Source organism: Streptomyces sp. NPDC002994, from assembly GCF_040611155.1.
GTDB lineage: Bacteria > Actinomycetota > Actinomycetes > Streptomycetales > Streptomycetaceae > Streptomyces.
Genome location: NZ_JBEXNQ010000001.1, coordinates 296,764 through 317,347 on the forward strand (window position 1 = coordinate 296,764; position 20,584 = coordinate 317,347).

Annotated in this window: 15 protein-coding genes; 3 read left to right on the plus strand and 12 right to left on the minus strand. The window is 68.9% G+C overall.

Annotation, left to right across the window (positions count from 1 at the left end; genetic code table 11):
* Positions 1-8: 8 nt before the first annotated feature.
* Complete coding sequence (locus ABZX79_RS01350; RefSeq protein ID WP_355249810.1) at positions 9-1,493, minus strand: FGGY family carbohydrate kinase; 1,485 nt, start codon at positions 1,491-1,493, stop codon at positions 9-11.
* A 211-nt stretch (positions 1,494-1,704) separates the two neighbouring features.
* Here ABZX79_RS01350 and ABZX79_RS01355 point away from each other — a divergent pair, with 211 nt between their 5' ends.
* Positions 1,705-2,931, plus strand: coding sequence for an acetyl-CoA C-acyltransferase (locus tag ABZX79_RS01355; RefSeq protein WP_355249812.1), 1,227 nt, complete (start codon positions 1,705-1,707; stop codon positions 2,929-2,931).
* Entirely contained in the window at positions 2,928-5,057 is a 2,130-nt protein-coding gene (locus ABZX79_RS01360; RefSeq protein ID WP_355249814.1) for a 3-hydroxyacyl-CoA dehydrogenase NAD-binding domain-containing protein, read from the plus strand. Before ABZX79_RS01355 ends, ABZX79_RS01360 begins: the two co-directional genes overlap by 4 nt.
* Before the next feature lie 72 nt (positions 5,058-5,129).
* Here ABZX79_RS01360 and ABZX79_RS01365 read toward each other — a convergent pair whose 3' ends face one another.
* Positions 5,130-6,221 carry a hypothetical protein gene (locus tag ABZX79_RS01365; protein WP_355249816.1) on the minus strand — a complete coding sequence of 364 codons (1,092 nt, stop codon included), beginning with the start codon at positions 6,219-6,221 and terminating at the stop codon, positions 5,130-5,132.
* A gap of 117 nt (positions 6,222-6,338) precedes the next feature.
* On the opposite strand from ABZX79_RS01365, the gene ABZX79_RS01370 reads away from it, so the two are divergent.
* Positions 6,339-6,743, plus strand: a complete 405-nt coding sequence (locus ABZX79_RS01370) for an NTP pyrophosphohydrolase (protein WP_355249818.1) — start codon at positions 6,339-6,341, stop codon at positions 6,741-6,743.
* On the opposite strand, the gene ABZX79_RS01375 is transcribed toward ABZX79_RS01370, so the two are convergent.
* The 10 genes from ABZX79_RS01375 to ngcE all read right to left on the minus strand — a co-directional run bounded on the left by ABZX79_RS01375 (position 6,710) and on the right by ngcE (position 20,423).
* On the minus strand, positions 6,710-8,164 hold the full coding sequence (locus tag ABZX79_RS01375; protein ID WP_355250072.1) for a glycosyltransferase family 39 protein: 1,455 nt from the start codon (positions 8,162-8,164) through the stop codon (positions 6,710-6,712). The two genes, ABZX79_RS01370 and ABZX79_RS01375, sit on opposite strands and share 34 nt — an antisense overlap.
* Positions 8,165-8,356: 192 nt before the next feature.
* Positions 8,357-9,835, minus strand: a complete 1,479-nt coding sequence (locus ABZX79_RS01380; RefSeq protein WP_355250075.1) for an amino acid permease — start codon at positions 9,833-9,835, stop codon at positions 8,357-8,359.
* A 285-nt stretch (positions 9,836-10,120) separates the two neighbouring features.
* Entirely contained in the window at positions 10,121-12,037 is a 1,917-nt protein-coding gene (gene dxs / locus ABZX79_RS01385; RefSeq protein ID WP_355249820.1) for a 1-deoxy-D-xylulose-5-phosphate synthase, read from the minus strand.
* Between the two features lie 184 nt (positions 12,038-12,221).
* Positions 12,222-13,514: a sugar ABC transporter permease gene (locus ABZX79_RS01390; RefSeq protein WP_355249822.1), complete on the minus strand. Its 1,293-nt coding sequence runs from the start codon at positions 13,512-13,514 to the stop codon at positions 12,222-12,224.
* Positions 13,511-14,299, minus strand: coding sequence for an ATP-binding cassette domain-containing protein (locus ABZX79_RS01395; protein WP_355249823.1), 789 nt, complete (start codon positions 14,297-14,299; stop codon positions 13,511-13,513). The genes ABZX79_RS01390 and ABZX79_RS01395 overlap by 4 nt, the downstream gene beginning before the upstream one ends.
* A 179-nt stretch (positions 14,300-14,478) precedes the next feature.
* On the minus strand, positions 14,479-15,591 hold the full coding sequence (locus ABZX79_RS01400; protein ID WP_355249825.1) for a substrate-binding domain-containing protein: 1,113 nt from the start codon (positions 15,589-15,591) through the stop codon (positions 14,479-14,481).
* Positions 15,592-15,709: 118 nt separating this feature from the next.
* A complete protein-coding gene (locus ABZX79_RS01405; RefSeq protein ID WP_355249827.1) occupies positions 15,710-16,912 on the minus strand; it encodes an ROK family transcriptional regulator in 1,203 nt (400 codons plus the stop codon).
* A gap of 163 nt (positions 16,913-17,075) precedes the next feature.
* Positions 17,076-18,002 (minus strand): carbohydrate ABC transporter permease, encoded by a 927-nt coding sequence (locus ABZX79_RS01410; RefSeq protein WP_355249829.1) that lies wholly within the window; start codon positions 18,000-18,002, stop codon positions 17,076-17,078.
* Entirely contained in the window at positions 18,002-18,925 is a 924-nt protein-coding gene (locus tag ABZX79_RS01415; RefSeq protein WP_355249831.1) for a sugar ABC transporter permease, read from the minus strand. Before ABZX79_RS01415 ends, ABZX79_RS01410 begins: the two co-directional genes overlap by 1 nt.
* A gap of 52 nt (positions 18,926-18,977) precedes the next feature.
* Positions 18,978-20,423 (minus strand): N-acetylglucosamine/diacetylchitobiose ABC transporter substrate-binding protein, encoded by a 1,446-nt coding sequence (gene ngcE, locus ABZX79_RS01420; RefSeq protein WP_355249833.1) that lies wholly within the window; start codon positions 20,421-20,423, stop codon positions 18,978-18,980.
* Positions 20,424-20,584: the final 161 nt, after the last annotated feature.

Sequence of the window (20,584 nt, forward strand, 5' to 3'; positions counted from 1 at the left end):
GCGGCATCCTATCGGGCCGTATGCCCCTTCTGCTCGCTCAACAGGTGTTGTGCGTAAAGGAGTTCGTACGCGCTCCGGGCCTGCGGACGAGTCGTGGGCCGGACCTCTTCGGCGATGCGCACCCAGGCCAGCGGGTCGTCGGCCGAGCCCACGGCGGAAGCGGCCAGCATGGCGCTGCCGTAGGCGGCGCCGACCACTTCGCCGGGGATCTCCTGGGGCAGCCGGAGCAGGTCGGAAACGGCCTGGACCCACAGGCGGTTGGCGAGTCCGCCTCCCATCGCCACGAGCCGCTCGGCGGGGCCGCCGAGCCGCCGCAGGGCGTCGGCGTTGCGTTTGGCGGCGCAGGCGATGCCCTCCACGGCGGCGCGGAAGATGTGGGGACCGCCGTGGCGGAGGGTGAGTCCGTCGATGCTGCCGGTCAACTCCGGCCGGAAGACAGGCGTACGCATCCCGGCCAGGTAGGGCAGCACCACCAGCCCGTCCGCGCCGACCGGGACCTTGGCCGCCGCTTCGGCAAGCGCGCCGACGGGCGTCTTCGTGAGCTCCGCGACCCAGTCCAGCAAGGCCCCGGCCGTGGTCATGTTCCCCGCCGCATGGGCGGTCCCTGGCCAGAGCCCCGGGTAGACGCCCACGGCACCTTCTGGGTCCGGGGTGGCCGAGGCGCCGTCGAGAACCTGGAGCAGAAGCATCGTCGTGCCGTACATCACGAGGCAGTCCCCCGGGCGGGCCACACCCGCGCCCCACGCCTCCGCGACCGCGTCGACAGCTCCACTGGTGACCGGGATGCCCGGAGGGAGGCCGGTGAGCGAGGCCGCCGCCTCGGTGACGTGTCCGCCGGTCTCCGAGGACCAGTGCAGGGCGGGTACCTCCAGGCCGGGGGCCAGTTCGGACCACAGCTCCCGGTGCCAGTGCCCCGCCTCGCCGTTCCTACCACGCACGTACAGCGGCGTCGCCGCGGCCGCGTGGCCGTGGTCGATGACGTAACGGCCGGTCAGCCGCCGCAGCAGGAAGGAGGCAGCGGTGTGCCAGCGGGCAGCCCGCTTCCACACCTCCGGTTCGTTGCGGCGCAGCCAGGCCAGCTTCGGGCCGACGGACTCCGAGGTGAGCGGGACACCTCCCTGTTCGATCACCTGGGAGCGGCCCAGCCGGGTCTCCAGCTCCGCGATCTCCGACACCGCCCGCGTGTCGACGCCGTACAGGATCGCCGGACGCAGGGGCAGGTCCTCGGCATCGCAGAGCGCCACGCACGGCCCCATGGCGCTGATGCCCAGCGCGGCCACCGGCTCGGACGAGGCCGAGGTCAGCTCGCAGACCACCTCGACGAACCCGCCCCACCAGTCACGCCCGGCGTCCTGCTCGGCCCTGCCGGGCGCGGGGCGCGTCGTGGGACGGGCACGGCTGGCGCTCGCCCGCACGCGGCCCGCCTCGTCGACGATGACTCCCTTGGTGCTCGACGTACCGATGTCGACGCCCATCACCCACTGGCCGCTCATGGACCCACCCCCCTGTTTCCCAACAGATTCCTTGGTAGCAGGAGGGGGCACGAGGGGGTAGACCGCATGGATCGTCGTGTGACGTTCGCCGCTCCCGCCGTGGGGGGTGGGCAGCTTGGTTACCCGCAAGTAGCATGGCGGTACGCGGCACGCCCACGCGGCGTGCCCAACGTGCAGCAGTGCCACCCCGCACCCTGGAGGAGAGCCAATCGTGCCTCGTACCGTCAGGGATGTCGTCTTCGTCGACGGCGTCCGCACCCCGTTCGGCAAGGCGGGCCCGAAGGGCATCTACCACGAGACCCGCGCCGACGATCTCGTCGTGAAGGCCATCCGGGAGCTGCTGCGTCGCAACCCCGGCCTCGACCCCGCGAAGATCGACGAGGTCGCCATCGCCGCGACCACGCAGATCGGTGACCAGGGCCTGACCCTCGGCCGTACCGCCGGCATCCTCGCCGGGCTGCCGCAGTCCGTTCCGGGCTACTCCATCGACCGCATGTGCGCCGGCGCGCTGACCGCCGTCACGGCGACCGCCGGTTCGATCGCCTTCGGCGCGTACGACGCCGTCATCGCCGGTGGTGTCGAGCACATGGGCCGCCACCCCATGGGAGAGGGCGTCGACCCGAACCCGCGGTTCGTCAGCGAGAAGCTGGTCGACGAGTCCGCCCTGTTCATGGGCATGACCGCCGAGAACCTGCACGACCGCTACCCGAGCATCACCAAGCAGCGCACCGACGAGTACGCCGTGCGCTCGCAGGAGAAGGCCGCCAAGGCGTACGCCGACGGCAAGATCCAGCAGGACCTGGTGCCGGTCTCGGTGCGCCGTACGAACGCGGATGTCGGCGAGACCGGCTGGGGCCTGGTCACCGCCGACGAGCCGATGCGTCCGGGCACCACCCTGGAGTCGCTGGCGAACCTGAAGACGCCGTTCCGCGTCCACGGCAACGTCACCGCCGGTAACGCGGCCGGTCTCAACGACGGCGCCACCGCCTCGATCATCGCCTCCGAGGACTTCGCCCGCGAGCACAACCTGCCGGTGAAGATGCGCCTCGTCTCCTACGCCTTCGCCGGCGTGGAGCCCGAGGTCATGGGCTACGGCCCGATCCCGGCGACCGAGAAGGCGCTGGCCAAGGCCGGTCTGTCGATCGAGGACATCAACCTCTTCGAGATCAACGAGGCGTTCGCCGTCCAGGTGCTCGCGTTCCTGGAGCACTACGGCATCGCCGACGACGACGCCCGCGTCAACCAGTACGGCGGCGCGATCGCCTACGGCCACCCGCTGGCCTCCTCGGGCGTACGCCTGATGACCCAGCTGGCGCGGCAGTTCGAGGAGCAGCCGGAGGTCCGCTACGGCCTCACCACGATGTGCGTCGGCTTCGGCATGGGCGCCACCGTGATCTGGGAGAACCCGAACCACAAGGACGCCGGAGGCAACAAGTGAGCACGACCACTGAGCTTTTGAAGGGTGCGGCTGAGCTGTTCCCGGACGAGGTCGTCACCAGCGCCCACGTACGGCACTTCGAACTGCCCGCGGGCGCGGGCCGGTTCGCGCTGATCACGCTGGACAACGGCTTCGACCACACCAAGCCGACCACCTTCGGTCCGCAGTCGCTGGCGAACCTCAACACCGCCATCGACCAGGTCGAGAAGGAGGCCGCCGAAGGCTCCATCGTCGGTGTGGGCCTCACGGGGAAGCCGTTCATCTTCGCCGTCGGCGCCGACCTCAAGGGCGTCGAGCTGCTGAAGCGCCGCGAGGACGCGCTGGCGATCGGCAAGGGCGGGCACGATGTGTTCCGCCGGCTGTCGGGGCTGGCTGTGCCTACGTTCGCGTACTACAACGGTGCGGCGATGGGCGGCGGCGTCGAGGTCGGGCTGCACTGCTCGTACCGTACGGTCTCCTCCGCGCTCCCCGCCTTCTCCCTGCCCGAGGTCTTCCTCGGCCTGGTTCCGGGCTGGGGCGGCTGCGCGCTGCTGCCGAACCTGATCGGCGCCGACCGCGCGGTTTCGGTCATCATCGAGAACTCGCTCAACCAGAACAAGCAGCTCAAGGGCAAGCAGGTCTTCGACCTCGGGATCGCCGACGCGATCTTCGAGGGCGCGGACTTCCTGGAGCAGTCGCTGATCTGGACCGCGTCCGTGCTGAACGGCTCGGTCACGGTCGAGCGCGCCGGGATCGACCGCGGCGACGCCTGGGACCAGGCCGTGTCGCGAGGCAAGGCCGTCGCCGACTCGAAGGTGCACGGGGCTGCCCCGGCGGCGTACCGCGCGCTGGAGATCATCGCGGCGGCGAAGGACGGCGACCTGAGCGCCGGCTTCGACGCCGAGGACGAGGCGCTGGCCGACCTGATCATGGGCGACGAGCTGCGCAGCGGCATCTACGCCTTCAACCTGGTCCAGAAGCGCGCGAAGCGCCCGGCCGGTGCGCCGGACAAGTCGCTGGCGCGTCCGGTCACCAAGGTGGGCGTCGTCGGCGCGGGCCTGATGGCCTCGCAGCTGGCGCTGCTGTTCCTGCGCCGCCTGGAGGTGCCGGTCGTACTGACCGACATCGACCAGGAGCGCGTCGACAAGGGTGTGGGCTACGTCCACGCCGAGATCGACAAGCTTCTCGGCAAGCGCCGCATCAACCAGGACAAGGCCAACCGCCTGAAGGCCCTGGTGACCGGTGTGCTGGACAAGGCCGAGGGATTCTCCGACGCCGACTTCATCATCGAGGCGGTCTTCGAGGAGATCGGCGTCAAGCAGCAGGTGTTCGCGGAGGTCGAGGCGGTCGCTCCGGCGCACGCGATCTTCGCCACCAACACCTCCTCGCTGTCGGTCACCGAGATGGCGTCGAAGCTGAAGCACCCCGAGCGGGTCGTCGGCTTCCACTTCTTCAACCCGGTCGCGATCCTCCCGCTCCTGGAGATCGTCCGCGGCGAGCAGACCGACGACGCCTCCCTGGCCACGGCCTTCGGTGTCGCGCGCAAGCTCAAGAAGACCGCTGTGCTCTGCAAGGACGCCCCGGCGTTCGTGGTGAACCGCATCCTCACCCGCTTCATGGGCGAGATCCAGAACACCATCGACGAGGGCACCCCGGTCGCGGTCGCCGAGAAGGCCGTCGAGCCGCTCGGTCTGCCGATGTCCCCGCTGGTGCTCCTGGAGCTGGTCGGCCCGGCCATCGGTCTGCACGTCTCGGAGACCCTGAACCGCGCCTTCCCGGACCGCTTCACGGTGTCTCCGAACCTGGCCGCTGTGGTCAAGGCGGGCAAGCGCGGCTTCTACGTCTACGATTCGGGCAAGCCCGAGCTGGACCCCGAGGTCGCCGCTCTCCTCAAGCAGGGCGACACCGTCCTGACGGAGGACCAGGTCCGTACCCGCGTCATGGAGGCCGTGGCGCAGGAGATCGGGCTCATGCTGGAGGAGGGTGTCGTCGCCGAGGCGCAGGACATCGACCTCTGCCTGATCACGGGCGCCGGCTGGCCCTTCCACCTGGGCGGCATCACGCCGTACCTGGACCGCGAGGGCTACTCGGAGCGCGTGAACGGCAAGAAGTTCCTGCCGCAGGGCGTGGCGAGCGTCCCCGCGTAACCGCTTCTGTACGCGACTGAGCCCGGCACACCGAAAGGTGTACCGGGCTCAGTTACGTCGGGGAGCGGCCGGTCAGGCGCGGGTCCAGGCCGCCAGGGCCAGGCCCTGCTCGTCCGGCTTCTGGCGGGCCACGTGCAGGGCGCCGTCCTGGCCGATGACCGCGAGGACCACGCGGCCCGTCGCGTCGACCGCCAGCGCCGGCGCGCCCACGCATTCCTCGCCCGTCGCGGTCCACCACACGCCGTCGGCCTCGGCGTGCGTCACGCAGGCCGCCAGCACGGGCCGGCCGTCACTGCCGCGGTGGGCGAGGACCGTACAGTCGTGGCCGCCGATTTCGGCGCGCAGGGCGGCGACAGGGCTGTCCGCGGGCGTGCCGGAGAGGGGGATGGGCTCCTCGCCGGGGCGGTGGGCGGTGATTCCCTTGGCGTCCGGGACGTTCCAGTAGTACGTGATGACGTCGTCGGCGGTCTCCAGGCCGGTGACCGTACGGACCTCCGGGGTGAGCGGGATGTCCTCGGCCTGCGTCAGGTCGCCGCCGGGCTTCTCCTGCGTCCAGCGCAGGACCTTGCCCTCCGCGGGGACCAGCAGTTCCACCGTGCCCGACGAGGTGGCGACCGCCGTGGGACCGTCGTGGGCCTTGCTGCCGCGCAGGTCCTTCCAGCCTTCCCACTTCCCGTTCGCGGCCTGACGGCGCATCTGGATGCCGCGCCCCGCGTTGCGTACGAAGACGTGCACCGAGCCCGCCGCGTTGACGGTGGCGGCCGGGATGCCGACCTTGAGGCCCCGCTCGTCCGTCGTGTAGGGGTTGCCGAGGGAGTGCCAGGCGGTCAGCGGGCGGCCGGTCTGGTACTGGATCGCGTGCACGATGTCCACGGTCTCGCCCTTGCGGCGCCGGCCGATGAAGTGCACATAGCCGTCCTTGCCCTGGGCGAGAGTGAGGTTCTCGATGCCGGGGGCCGGGAAGAAGTCGGGGCCGGTCCAGTCGGGACCGCCCGGGGCGGTCTCCGTCCAGCGCAGCAGCCCGCCCTGTGTGGGGGCGTACGCGGTGAGACGGTCGTCCTTGCCGCGCAGCAGCCAGTGGCTGGTCTCTGGGCCGGTCGCGGGCGGGGGGCCCGGCGGGGGCGGGGAAATTCGCTCGGTCCTACGCGCGTTCCGCGGCCTCATGGCGTCAGGCCAACCTTCTGTACATCGGCTTTTCGGGTTCTCCGTGATTTCGAACAAGCATAGCGTTTTGCCTGGTGGCGACTGTCTCGCGCGTCGCGCTCGTGCTATGAGGATGGTATGAGAACTCTGGTCGTCGTGGACGCCGCCAATGTTGTCGGATCGGTGCCCGACGGCTGGTGGCGCGACCGCCGCGGGGCCGCCGAACGTCTGCGCGACCACCTCCAGGTGTACGCCGAGGGTGGCATCCCCGGCCATCCCGGCCCCCTTGCTGTCGTACTCGTCGTCGAGGGCGCCGCCCGTGGCGTGGCCCCGGTGCCCGGCGTGCGGGTCGAGTCCGCGTCCGGCAGCGGTGACGACCGTATCGTCGAGGTCGTCGCGGAGGAGACCGGCAAGGGGGCCGCCGTGCTCGTCGTCACCGCCGACCGGGAGCTCAGGCGGCGCGTGGAGGCGTACGGCGCCCAGTGCGCCGGGCCGCGCACCGTACGGCCTCAGCCGGGCGACGCGGAGGGCGAGCGTACGTAGAGCACCGCTCCGTCGACCGTCGCCAGCTCCTCGTAGCCGCCCGCCAGCATCCTGCGCAGCGTCGGCACGCGCTCGGGCGCGAAGGGCTTGCCGCGTGAGTCGTCGACGATCAGGACCGGCGGCCCGGCCGCCATTTCGCTGCGGAAGACGGCCCAGGTGCCCGCCATCGCGTACTTCTCGCCGACCTGCGGGCCGTTGCGGCCGCCGCTGTAGTTGGTGAGCAGGCCCGCCGTGAGGTAGCGGCTGGCGGGCGCGCGGTCCGCGAGCCAGTACGCCTCGGGGTGTATCCCCCAGACCAGCACCCGGTCCTGATTCCCCGTACGTACCTTCACCGCCTTCGCGACCTTCTGTACGTGCGCCAGCTCGGGCCGGGGCGCCAGCAGGCCCCACGCCAGGAACACCGCGCAGGTGCAGGCCGAGGTGACGACCGCCCCGGCCGCCCGGCGCGCCGAAACTAGCTGGAGCGCGCCCGTGGCCAGCAGGGCGATCGGCGGCATGAGCTGGAGGTAGTAGTGGCCGAAGAAGTGGAAGCCCAGGATCACCGCGCCCGCCGCGGTGATCAGCCACAGCCACAGGTCGATCGCCGCGGTCCGGGCGACGCGCAGGGCGCGCAGGACCGGGGGGACGATCCCGGCGCAGGCGAACGCGAGGATGAGGGTGTTCGCCAGGCCCCGGATGAGGACGTGCAGTTCTGAGCCGGTGAAGGACGCGTACGTCCCCGAACCGGTGACCGTCCAGAAGAGGAAGCGGTGCGGCCCGGTGAGCAAGGCGGCGTACAGGACGGGCAGGCAGAAGCCGAAGGCCGTACGGAACAGGGCGCTTCGGGCCGGCGCGTTCTGCCACAGCAGCCACAGGACCGGCACGAGGGCGGCGCCGCCCGTCTGCTTCGTCAGGAACGCCGCCGCGACCGCCACGCCCGCGCCGCACCAGCGGCCCCGGTCCGCGCACCACACCGCCGCCACCGTGAACGGCAGTATGAAGACCTCGAACGTCGCCGCCTGCGCGTCCTCGGGGTTGAGCCCGATGGAGATGAGCAGGTAGACGGCGCCCGCCGTGCGTCCCGCCGCGTCGCCCCAGCGGCGGCGGGCGATCGATGCGAGCAGCGCCGCGGTGAGCAGCTGGGCGGCGACGGCGGCCAGCCGCAGTGGCAGCAGCGACTCGTCGCCGAAGAGCGCGAAGGCCGTCTCGTAGAGCCAGGGCAGCAGGGGCGGTTTGCGGTCCACGACCGTGTCGTAGAGCACTCCCCCGTCGGCCAGCATCCTTGCCTGTACGGCGAGATAGCCCTCGTCCGGGTTCCACAGGGGGTGGCGGAAGGACGGGAGGCGGGTGAGGAGGGCCAGCAGCGCCAGGGCGGGCAGAAGGCTCCGCCAGTAGGGGGGCGCGGCAGGGCGGGCGCCGGCGGCCGGCCTCGGGCGGGGCAGCACCCCCGCGGACACGGACGGTGGTGAGGAGGTCTGTGGTGAGGAGGTCTGTGGTGAGGGGGATGGTGCTGAGGAAGCCGGCTGCCGCGTGAGCATGCTCGCCAAGCTATCCGGCCCCGCAGTCCGCACCGGGGCGGGACATACGGAGCCGGGGGCTGTGCCTGAAGTACCGTGCTTGACGAAGGGCGCGCCCTAGAACTTGGCGTCGTCGCCCACGCGGCCGAGCCGGCTGTTGCGTCGGCTGTACGCGAAGTACAGCACGTAGCCCGCCGCCATCCAGATGCCGAACCGCAGCCACGTCTCGGCCGGCAGATTGAGCATCAGCCAGAACGAGGCCGCCACCGAGAGGATCGGGATGAACGGCACCCACGGGGTGCGGAACGCCCGGTGCAGGTCGGGCCGGGTCCGGCGCAGGACGATCACGCCGAGGGCGACGACGACGAACGCGAAGAGCGTGCCGATGTTCACCAGCGTCGCGAGCTCTTCGAGGCTGGTGAAGCCCGCGATGATCGCGATGAGCACGCCGAGCAGGATGGTCGGACGGTAGGGGGTGCGGAACTTCGGGTGCGTCACGGAGAAGAACCGCGGGAGCAGCCCGTCGCGGCTCATCGCGAAGAACACCCGCGTCTGCCCGAGCAGCAGGATCATGCAGACCGTGGTGAGGCCGACCGCGGCGCCGAAGCTGATGGTGCCGGCGTAGAAGGGATGCCCGGTGGCTTTGAAGGCGTCGGCGAGCGGGGCGCTCACCGACAGCTCGCTGTAGTGCTGCATGCCGGTGACCACGATCGACACGGCGACGTAGAGCAGGGTGCAGATGAGGAGCGAGCCGAGGATGCCGCGCGGCATGTCCCGCTGCGGGAGCTTGGTCTCCTCGGCGGCGGTGGCCACGACGTCGAAGCCGATGAAGGCGAAGAAGACGACGGAGGCGGCCGTGAAGATGCCCATGACGCCGAAGTTTGTGGGCTCGTAACCGAAGATCAGCTGCACCAGGGGCGCGTCCCAGCCCGATCCGGCGGGCGGTGTCACCGCGTCGGGGATGAAGGGCGAGTAGTTGTCGGCCTTGATGAAGAAGGAGCCCGCGATGATCACGATCAGGACCACGCCCACCTTGATGGCGACCACGACCGCGGTGACCCGTGCGGACAGCTTCACGCCGACCACCAGGATGGCCGTGAGCAGCAGCACCAGTACGAACGCCAGCAGGTCAAAGCCGAATCCGTCCGCCGCCTCGGGTCCGGAGAGCGCATTGGGCATGCTCCAGCCGACGTTGTCCATCAGCGAGCGTACGTAGCCGGACCAGCCGACCGCCACCACCGCCGTGCCCAGCGCGAATTCGAGGACCAGGTCCCAGCCGATGGTCCAGGCGACGAGCTCGCCGAGGGAGGCGTACGAGAAGGTGTACGCCGAACCGGCCACCGGGACGGTGGACGCGAACTCGGCGTAACAGAGCGCGGCCAGGGCGCAGACGATGCCGGCGGCGACGAAGGCGAGTGCGGTCGCGGGGCCCGCCGTCTCCTTGGCCACCTTGCCCGTGAGGACAAAGATGCCGGTGCCGATGATGACCCCGACTCCGAAGACCGTCAGGTCAAGCGCGGAGAGGGATTTCTTGAGCTCGTGCTCCGGTTCCTCCGTGTCACGGATCGACTGCTCGACCGTCTTCGTCCGGAACATGCCCTCTTTGGCTGGTCCTGGGTCGTGCTGCGTACTCACCGGCGTACCTCCGACTGTCGGCTGTCGCCCAACCTTGAAGTGAGCGAGTTTCAGTCATGATCGTGAGTGAACCGGTCACTCCCCACGAGGACCGCCGCCCGGTTTCACCCGATGGGAGGCACGGACCGGTATGCGTACTGGCCCTGCGAGTTGACCCTTTTGGCGTATCGAAACGGGTGGGCCAAACGAAAAGCCCGCCCGGAGCGTCTGCTCCGGGCGGGCCTTTTCTTCGTACGTGAAGGGGCGTCAGTCGCGCGCGGCCTCGGCCGGCTCGTCCTCCAGACGGCCGTCGAGCTTGGACACCAGACCCGTCACCTGGCGGGCGATGTCCGGCGCCGTCAGACCGATCTCGGCCATGACCTCCTTGCGGGAGGCGTGGTCGAGGAAGCGCGGCGGGATGCCGAAGTCGCGCAGCGGTACGTCGACGCCCGCGTCCCGCAGTGCCTGGGCGATCGCGGAGCCGACGCCGCCGGCGCGGCTGTTGTCCTCGACGGTGACGACGACGCGGTGCTGCTCGGCGAGCGGCGCCAGCGCTTCGTCGACCGGCTTGACCCAGCGCGGGTCGACGACCGTCGTGGTGATGCCCTGCTTGTCGAGGAGGTCGGCGATCTCCAGGCACATCGGCGCGAGGGCTCCGACGGAGACGAGCAGTACGTCGGCCGTACCGTCATCCGTTTTGCGCAGGATGTCCATGCCGCCGACCTTGCCCACGGCCTTGACCGCCGGGCCGACCGCGCCCTTGGAGAAGCGGACGACGGTGGGCGCGTCGTCGACCTCGACGGCCTCGCGCAGCTGGGCGCGGACCTGGTCGGCGTCGCGCGGGGCGGCGATCCGCAGGGTCGGGACGCACTGCAGGATCGACATGTCCCACATGCCGTTGTGCGAGGCGCCGTCGGTGCCGGTGACGCCCGCGCGGTCCAGGACGAAGGTGACGCCGCACTTGTGCAGGGCGACGTCCATCAGGACCTGGTCGAACGCCCGGTTGAGGAACGTCGCGTACACGGCGAAGACGGGGTGCAGGCCGCCGGTGGCCAGGCCCGCCGCGGAGACCGCGCCGTGCTGCTCGGCGATCCCGACGTCGTACACCCGGTCGGGGAACGCCTTCGCGAACCGGTCGAGGCCGACCGGCTGGAGCATCGCGGCGGTGATCGCGACGATGTCCTCGCGCTCCTTGCCGAGCTTGACCATCTCCTCGCCGAACACCGAGGTCCAGTCGACGCCCGAGGAGGCGATCGGCAGGCCGGTGTCGGGGTGGATCTTGCCGACGGCGTGGAAGCGGTCCGCCTCGTCCGCGAGGGCCGGCTGGTAACCACGGCCCTTCTCGGTGAGGCAGTGCACGATGACGGGGCCGCCGAAGCGCTTGGCGCGCTGGAGCGCGGACTCCAGGGCCTCGATGTCGTGGCCGTCGATCGGGCCGACGTACTTCAGGCCGAGGTCCTCGAACATGCCCTGCGGGGCGATGAAGTCCTTCAGGCCCTTCTTCGCGCCGTGGAGCGTCCCGTAGAGCGGCTTCCCGACGACGGGTGTGCGCTCCAGGAGGTCCTTGCCGCGGGCGAGGAAACGCTCGTAACCGTCGGTGGTGCGCAGGGTGGCGAGGTGGTTCGCGAGGCCGCCGATGGTCGGGGCGTACGAACGCTCGTTGTCGTTGACGACGATGACGAGCGGGCGGTCCTTGGCGACGGCGATGTTGTTCAGCGCCTCCCAGGCCATGCCGCCGGTGAGGGCTCCGTCACCGATGACGGCGACGACGTGGTGGTCCTCCTTCTTGAGGACCTCGTTGGCCTTGGCGAGGCCGTCGGCCCAGCCGAGGACGGTGGAGGCGTGCGAGTTCTCGATGACGTCGTGCTCGGACTCGGCGCGCGAGGGGTAGCCGGACAGGCCGCCCTTCATCTTCAGCTTCGTGAAGTCCTGGCGGCCGGTGAGGAGCTTGTGAACGTAACTCTGGTGCCCGGTGTCGAAGAGGATCTTGTCCTTCGGCGACTCGAAGACACGGTGCAGAGCGATCGTCAGCTCGACCACACCGAGGTTGGGCCCCAGGTGTCCGCCGGTCTTGGAGACCTCGTCCACGAGAAATGTCCGGATCTCGGCGGCCAGCCGGTCCAGCTGCTCCGGGGTGAGCCCGTCCAGATCGCGCGGTCCCGTAATGCGGGTCAGCAGCGCCACCCGTGCCTCCTTGCAGTTGAACTGTCTGCTTGCCGGTCTGTCGAGTCTAATGTTCCGCCGGCGGCTGTCCGCATCGGGCGGTGGTCGTGCGGTGCGTTCTAAGTCACCCGGCCGGGTGAGCGGGCGTACGCACAGCCGTGCCCGGCACCGGAATCCGGTGCCGGGCACGGCTGGGGCAGGGCGGTCAGGCGCGACCCGCGGTCTTCTGCGTCTTTCGGGTGACGGAGTCGATCACGACCGTCGCCAGCAGGACACCACCGGTGATCATGTACTGGATCGGCGTGGCGATGCCTTCGAGGGCCAGGCCGTACTGGATCGAGACGATCACCATGACACCGAGCAGCGCGTTCCAGGTCCGGCCACGGCCGCCGAACAGGCTGGTGCCGCCGATGACGGCCGCCGCGATGACGTTCATCAGCAGGTCACCGGCGCCGGCGCTCTGGTTGGCGGCCGCGATCTTCGAGGCCCAGAACAGGCCGCCGACAGCCGCGAACGTACCCGCGATCGCGAAGACCGAGATACGGATCGCGGTGACGTTGATGCCCGCGCGGCGGGACGCCTCGACGCTGCCGCCCAGCGCGAAGATCTTGCGGCCGTAGGCGGTGCGCCGGAGCACGAAGTCCGTCACGACCAGCACCACCAGGAAGAGGACCAGTGCCAGCGGCAGGCCCCTGTACTGGTTGAACATGATCGCGGCGGCGAAGGCGACCACGGCGAGCAGCGCCGTACGCAGCACGGTGTCGACCAGCGGCCGGGACGGGATACCGGCGGCCTCACGGCGGCGGTTGTCGAAGAACGACGACAGGAAGAAACCGGCCACCGCGAGGGCGGCCAGGCCGTAGGCGGCGGCCACGTCGGAGAAGTAATAGGTGGTCAGCTGGCCGACCACACCGTCACTGTCCAGGTTGATGGTGCCCTGGTCGCCGAGGAGCTGGAGCATGAAGCCGAGCCAGAAGAGCAGCCCGGCCAGGGTGACGGCGAACGCCGGTGCGCCGACCCGGGCGAAGAAGAAGCCGTGGAGCGCGCCCATGGCCGCGCCGCTGACGATCGCGACGAGCACCGCCAGCCACTCGTTCATGCCGTGCGTGACGCTCAGTACGGCGACGATGGCGCCGGAGACACCACTGACCGAACCGACCGACAGGTCGATCTCGCCGAGCAGCAGCACGAAGATGATGCCGACGGCCATCATGCCGGTGGCGACCATCGTGACGGCGATGTCGCTGAGGTTCTTAGCGGACAGGAAGTTCGAGTTCAGGCCCTGGAAGATCACGCAGATGAGGATGAGGCCGATGACCACGGGGATCGAGCCGAGGTCACCCGCGTGCAGCTTGCGCTTGAACTCGGAGAGGTAGCCGGCGAAGCCGCGCTCGCGGACGAGCAGCCGGGGGTCGACGACGGTGACCGCGTCGTGGGCTGCCTCGGGGTTCTCGACGACGTGGCCGTCGCCGGGGGTGGAGGACTTGTCGATGCTCACTTCTGAGCCTCCCCGTTGCGCGCCGCACGGCGGGTCACGGCGTTGTCCGTGGCACCGGTGATGGCGGAGATGATCTCTTCCTGCGAGGTGGACTTGACGTCGAAGACGCCGTTGTTCCGGCCCAGCCGGAGCACTGCCACCTTGTCCGCGACGGCCTTGACGTCCGCCATGTTGTGGCTGATGAGGATCACCGCGTGGCCGCGCTCCCGCAGCCGCTCGACGAGGTCGAGGACCTGCGCGGTCTGCTCGACGCCGAGGGCCGCGGTGGGCTCGTCGAGGATGACGAGCTTCGGCTCGCCGAGCATCGAGCGGGCGATGGCCACGGTCTGGCGCTGACCGCCGGAGAGCGAGGCGATCGGGATGCGCACGCTGGGGATGCGGATCGACAGCGTGGTGAGCAGTTCGAGGGCGCGGCGCTCCATCTCGACCTCGTTGAGGATGCCGCGCTTGCGGATCTCCCGGCCGAGGTAGAGGTTGCCGACGACATCGATGTTGTCGCACAGCGCGAGGTCCTGATAAACGGTCGCGATGCCCAGGTTCTGGGCGTCGTGCGGCCGGTTGATCCGGACGGTGCTGCCTTCCCACTCGATGACGCCGTCATCGATGGGGTGCACGCCGGCGATCGTCTTGACCAGCGTGGACTTTCCGGCGCCGTTGTCGCCCACCAGGGCGACCACTTCACCGGCGTGGACCTCAAGCTCTACGTCGGTGAGCGCCTGAACGGCACCGAACCGCTTGGAGACCCCGCGCAACGCCAGCACGGGCGTAGCGGACACGTGAACCATCTCCTTCGCCGCCTGACCGGCGGGTTGCCGCGCCGGGAGGAGGCGCGACGGTTGAGCAGAAGCGAACAGAGGGGAGAAGCGTTTCTGTACGGCGTCCCGCCCGATAGCGGGGGCTGAGAAGGGGCGGGGCGCCGTACAGGCTTCGGGGGGTGTGAACCCGGGGTGCCTTACTTCAGGCGTTACTTCAGGCCGAGCTTGTCGCAGGCGGCCTTGTACTTCGGGGTGCAGATCTCGGCGACCGTGTAGACGCCGTCCTTGACGACGGTGTCCTTGATGTTGTCCTTGGTCAGTGAGATGACAGGGACCAGCACGGACGGGATGCCCTTGTTGGTCGGGCTGTCCGTCTTCTCCTTGGCGATGGAGTCGACCTTCTCGCCACGGGCGAGCGCGACGGCCATCTCGGCCGCGGCGGCGGCCTCCGGGGCGTACGGCTTGTAGACGCTCATGAACTGCTCACCCGCGACGATGCGCTGCACACCGGCGAGCTCGGCGTCCTGACCGGTGACGGGCGGGAGCTTGCTGAAGCCGCCGGCCTTGAGGGCGGTGATGATGCCGCCCGCCATGCCGTCGTTGGCGGAGTAAACGCCGATGATCTTGTCCTTGCCGAGGGCCGAGATCGCGGCCTCCATGTTGGCGTTGGCGTTCTCCGGCTTCCACTCCTTGGTGTCGTACGACTTGCCGATGTTCACCTTGCCCTCGAGCTCGGCGAGCGCGCCCTTCTTGAACAGCGCGGCGTTCGGGTCGGTGATCGCGCCGTTCATCATGACGATCTGGCCGTCCTTGGCCTTGTCGCCAAGGGCCTCGACGAGGGCCTTGCCCTGGACGTGGCCGACCTCTTCGTTGTCGAAGGAGGTGTACGCGTCGATCGGGCCCTCGGCGAGACGGTCGAAGGCGACGACCGGGATGCCCTGGTCCTTGGCCTTCTTCACGCCACCGGCGATCGCCTTGGAGTCCACCGCGTCGACGATGAGCGCGTCCACCTCGTTGGTGATCATCGTGTCGATCTGCTGCGTCTGGGTGGTCGCGTCCTGCTTGGCGTTGGCGTAGACGAGCTCCGCCTTGCCGTTGGTCAGCTCGCTGATCTTCTTCTCGATCAGCGGCTTGTCGAACTTCTCGTAACGCGCGGTCTGGTTCTCCGGAAGGAGCAGGCCGATCTTGAGATCGTCGCCCTTCTTCGCGCCGGTCTCCTTGGCGGGGTCACCGGACTCCTTGGCGCTGCCACAGGCGGCGAGTGAGGCAGCCATTGCGGTGGCGGCCACGGCCACGGCGGCACGACGCATACGCGTGTTCATTTCTTGGAACCTCCCTGACGAGGCCGCGTCGTTGCGGCCGAGGTGGCTGGAAGTCAACTCCGCGCCGCTGACAGCGTCAAGGAGTAAATCCTTAACGAGATGACAACGGTGCCATTCGTTATCTAATTGAAGACGGCACCCGGTCGGGCAGCGCCCCGTCCAGAAGGGTCGAATCTCCCATTTCGCTCAGTGCGAGAGCCAGAGCCCCGAGCACCTCGGCTCTTCCGCCGAGCGCCCCGGGAGCCACCGAGAGCTGCCTGGCGGCGCTGGGGATCGCGTACCGGGAGACGGACTCGCGGATCGGTCCGAGTACTAGTTCTCCAGCCTCCGCCAGGTCGCCTCCCAACACCACCCGACTGGGGTTCAGAAGGTTGCAGAGACTCGCCACACCGCTGCCGATGTGGCGGCCGACGTCCCCGATCACGCGGCGGCAGCCCGGATCCCCCTCGCGCGCGAGCTGCACCACGCGCTCCATGGTCAGATCGGGGCCGTGGCTGGACTGGAGCAGCGGCAGGACGTACCGCGCGGCCGTGAAGGTCTCCAGGCAGCCGCGGTTGCCGCAGCGGCACACCGGGCCCGACTCGTCGAGCGTGATGTGCCCGATCTCGCCGGCCGTGCCGCCCGGGCCCCGGTAGATCTGGCCGCTGATCACCAGGCCGGCGCCGACACCGCTCGCCACCTTGATGTACGCCAGGTCCTTGACCCCGCGCCCGCTGCCCCAGACCAGCTCGCCGAGCGCGCCGAGGTTGGCGTCGTTGTCGACGTACACGGGCACGCCCAGGCGCCCGGACAGCTCCTCGCTCGGGTTGATGCCCTTCCAGCCCGGCAGGATGGACGTCGAGCCCAGCGTGCCGGACTCCACGTCGATCGGCCCCGGTACGCCCAGGCCGACGCCGATCACCTTGTCCTGGCTGATGCCGCTCGCCGCGATCAGCCGCTTGACCAGCTGTTCCGCCCGGTCGAAGCCCTCGGCGGCCGAACCGTCCACGTCCAGCGGCTCGGCCTCTTCGGCGAGCACCTGGTGGGCGAGGTTGCCGACGGCGACGCGCAGGTGGGTATGACCGAAGTCGACGCCGATGACGATGCCGGCGTCGCCGCTGAGCGAGACGCTGCGCGCGCGGCGGCCGCCCGCGGAGGTCGGGGTGACCTCGACGGTCCCGCCGTCCTTCAGCTCGCGCACGATATTGGAGACCGTGGCTGCCGAGAGCCCTGTGGATCTGGCGATCTCTGCCTGGGTGAGCGAGCCCGCCATGCGCACGGCGCGTACGACCCGCTCAAGGTTGGCCCGGTGCAGTGACGTCTGCGACCCCGGAGTCTCCATTGACTCTCCTCTTTCTCCAACATGTGAACTCTAAGATGAGCCTTTCGGGTTGCCACCCGTCAAGACCTTGAGCGTGGCAGGACCAACCGGGGCACGCGGAACCGCCCGCCGGCAAGTCGCCGGCGGGCGGTTCGTACGGCAGGCGGGGCAGGGCCCCGCGGCGCTACTTCACGGCGCCCGCGGTCAGGCCCGAGACGACTTGGCGCTGGAAGATGATGTACGCCGCGAGGACGGGGAGCATCGCCATGACCAGACCGGCGAAAAGCCCCGACCAGTCACCCTTGTAGCCCTGGCTGGTCGCGAGCTCGACCAGGCCCTGGGAGAGCACCCGGTTGTCCGGGTTGTTGTTGAGCACCGTCGGCAGCATGTACTGGTTCCACTGCCCCAGGAAGTTGAAGATGCCGACGCTGATCAGGCCGGGCTTGGCCATCGGCAGCATCACCTGGAAGAAGGTCCGGGTGTGCGAGGCGCCGTCGATCATCGCCGCTTCCGCCACGGAGCTCGGCAGCGTACGGAAGAAGGAGGTGAGGAAGAAGACGGTGAAGGGCAGCGAGTACGCGATGTAGACGAGGATCAGGCCCGGGATCGTCTCCAGCATCCCGATGTTCTTCAGCACGTAGAACAGCGGCACCAGCGCCAGCATGATCGGGAAGCTCATTCCTCCGACGAAGAGGAAGTAGATGAAGCGGTTCCCGGGGAAGTCGAAGCGGGCGAGGACGTACGCCGCCATGGAGCCCAGCAGCAGCGTGCCGGCGAGCGAGCCACCCACCACGATGATGGTGTTGAAGAAGTAGTCGCTCATGTGCGCCTCGGACCAGGCACGCGACCAGTTCTCGAAGTGCAGCTTGTCCGGCAGCGAGAAGGGCGACTCGAAGATCGACGCGTCGTCCTTGAAGGACGTCATCAGAGCCCAGAGCAGCGGCATGACGACCATGAAGGCCCAGAGAATCAGGACGCCGTGCGAGAAGACGTTGAGCGTGCTGCCGCTGATGTCCCTCTTGGGCTTCGCCGGAGTCTGTGCGCCGGACGTCTTGACGACGGGCGGGCGGTCTTCGCTGACGTCCGCGGGCGGGGTGTCAGTGGTCTTCATCAGAACTCCAGCCGCTCACGCCGGCCCACACGCATCACCAGGGCCGCGAGGGCCAGGGTGATGACGAGCAGGGCCACACCGATCGTTGTCGCATAGCCTGCCTGGCCGTCCCGGAACGCCGTCTGGTAGACGTACAGCACCAGGACGGTCGTCGAGTAGTCGGGGCCGCCGGGGCCCACGGTCATGATCTGGACGACCGCGAAGGACTCCGCGCCGAGGGCGAGGATGCCCATGTAGACCCAGCCCGACTGCACGGTGTCCCAGAGCAGCGGGATGGTGATCCGGAAGAACGTGGTGAACCGGCTCGCGCCGTCGAGCAGGGCGGCCTCGTAGAAGTCCTTGGGAATGGACGCCATGCCCGCCGAGAAGAGCACCACGAAGAAGCCCACGGTGCTCCAGACCAGCACCGCCATGACCGCCCAGAGGGCGACGTCCGGGTCACCCAGCCACTGCGGCTGGACGCTGTCGAGGCCGATCGCCCTCAGCAGCCCGTTGACCGCGCCCTCGTTCGGGTTGTACGCGAAGGTGAAGAGGACGGCGACAATGGCGATCGAGAGCACCTGCGGGAAGAAATACGCGATCTTGTAGAAGCCCGAGCCCCGGACTCCGGCGATCGCGGCGCCCTTCCGGCGCCGTCCGCCGACATTGAGCATGAAAGCGAAGAAGAGCGCGAGGCCGAGCGTCACCAGCGGCAGCAACAGCGCGAACAGCAGGCTGTGCCCCAGCGAATCCCAGAAGATCTGGTCTTCCAGCATCCGGCTGTAGTTGTCGAAGCCGACCATCTTGAAGTCCGGGCTCAGGCCGGTCCAGTCCGTGAACGAGTAGTAGATGGACTGGATGAACGGCCAGATGACGAAGATTGCGTACAACGCCAATGGGGCCGCCAAAAACCCCACAATGAACCGGTACTTGCCGTGTTGCATGGTTACCGACCCCGATCTTCCGGCGTGTGCCGCCGCCGCTGGTGACGCTTGCTCACTGGTGCCTGTAGTGCTTGATGGACTGGTCCTTGGCCGCCGCGTCGGCGAAGCCCTGGATCTTCTTGATGGTCTCAGCCGGGGTCGCTCGGCCGGCCATCATCTCGCCCAGACCGGCGACACCGATCTGCTCCTTCTGGAGCTTCACGTACCAGTCCTGCAGGCGCGGGTTGACCACGTTCTCGCCGGCCTTCTCCAGGGCCGCGCTGGCGGACTTCAGACCCGGGGTCAGCTCGATGCCCTCGGTGCCGCCGTTGAGGGCGGTCAGGGACTTCACGCTCTGGGTGAAGTTCTTCGACGACGCCTCGCTGAGCATGATGCGCAGCTGCTCCATGCCACCGTCGGGGTTCTTCGCCGACTTCGGGACGATGAACGGCTCGCCGCCGGAGGCCCAGATGGTGCCGAAGGGCAGCTTGTCCGAGCTGTCGAGTCCGGACGGCGCGCCCACGGCGAGCTTGAAGTCGGCCGGCATCGTCTTGGACGCCTCGTTCTCCACCCACGAACCGTTCGGGATGAAGAGCGCCTTGCCCTTGGTCCAGGCGGTCTGCGACTGGATGTGGTCGATGCTGGGGGTGCCCTTGAGGATGTACCCCTTCTTGTAGAGCTCGTAGTACGCCTCGAACGCGGCCTTCACGGCCGGGTCGGACCAGGCGTTCGGCTCCAGGTTGTCGATCTTGTCGAGGACCTCGCGGCCACCGATCTTGGCGATGAACGGGTAGAGCGAGAACGGCAGGTAGTACGGGTGCTTGCCCGCGTACGTCCAGCCGGCGATGCCCTTCTTCTTCGCCTTGGCGCAGACGGCGAGCATGTCGTCCCAGTTCTCCGGGTACGTCGCGTCGAGCTTCTCCAGCGCGGTCTCGGAGTACCAGACGCCGTAGACCGTGTACGCGTAGTACATGATCCAGACGGGGTCGCCGTCGAACTGGCCCATCTCGATGATGCCGGGCCGCAGCGTGTCGCGGACCTTTTTACTCGGGTCGTCGATGGACGTGGCGTCCAGGAGTGGGGTGAGGTCGGTGAGCTGCTTCTTGCCGACGAGGACGCCCATGTCCATCTGCTCGGCGCCCGAGTTGTCGATGAGGTCCGGGGGCGTTCCGCCATTGAACCTCGGCTGCAGCTGCGACCTGATCTTCTGGGTCGAAGAGAACTTGATCTGCGCCTTGGGATACGTCTTCTGGTAGACGGCCTTGGCGTCCTCGGCGTACTTGGTTCCGAACCCGCCGTCAAAAATGACAATTTCGAGCGGTGCGCTCTCATTGACGCCCAGCGGGTTCTTCTCGGTCTTCTTGCCCTTGTCGACCTTCTCGTCGCCGCCGCTGTCGCCGCTCGCGCAGGCCGACAGGAAGCTCATCGTCGGAACGGCGATCAGGCCGAGTGCGGCCGACCGCTTGATCAGATCGCGACGGCCAAGGCCCTCATTGTTGTGGGCGGAGGTGGATCCCATGCTCAAGTCCTCGCCTTCTCCAGGACTCAGGCGGTGTACCGGTCGCCCGTACTTATTCGCCTAGGCGAAGGGCCCCGCCACCGCAGTCAAATGACGCTGGGTCGTGCTGAGTTGGCAGATGGTACGGACAATAGTGTTCGGCAACCACCGCGGCGGCTTCC

Coding starts and splice junctions, on each gene's coding strand:
- ABZX79_RS01350 (WP_355249810.1), bottom strand. CDS start 1,493: ATGAGCGGCCAGTGGGTGATGGGCGTCGACATCGGTACGTCGAGCACC.
- ABZX79_RS01395 (WP_355249823.1), bottom strand. CDS start 14,299: ATGGTTCACGTGTCCGCTACGCCCGTGCTGGCGTTGCGCGGGGTCTCC.
- ABZX79_RS01380 (WP_355250075.1), bottom strand. CDS start 9,835: ATGTTCCGGACGAAGACGGTCGAGCAGTCGATCCGTGACACGGAGGAA.
- ABZX79_RS01400 (WP_355249825.1), bottom strand. CDS start 15,591: ATGAACACGCGTATGCGTCGTGCCGCCGTGGCCGTGGCCGCCACCGCA.
- ABZX79_RS01405 (WP_355249827.1), bottom strand. CDS start 16,912: ATGGAGACTCCGGGGTCGCAGACGTCACTGCACCGGGCCAACCTTGAG.
- ABZX79_RS01415 (WP_355249831.1), bottom strand. CDS start 18,925: ATGCAACACGGCAAGTACCGGTTCATTGTGGGGTTTTTGGCGGCCCCA.
- ABZX79_RS01365 (WP_355249816.1), bottom strand. CDS start 6,221: ATGAGGCCGCGGAACGCGCGTAGGACCGAGCGAATTTCCCCGCCCCCG.
- ngcE (WP_355249833.1), bottom strand. CDS start 20,423: ATGGGATCCACCTCCGCCCACAACAATGAGGGCCTTGGCCGTCGCGAT.
- ABZX79_RS01410 (WP_355249829.1), bottom strand. CDS start 18,002: ATGAAGACCACTGACACCCCGCCCGCGGACGTCAGCGAAGACCGCCCG.
- ABZX79_RS01370 (WP_355249818.1), top strand. CDS start 6,339: ATGAGAACTCTGGTCGTCGTGGACGCCGCCAATGTTGTCGGATCGGTG.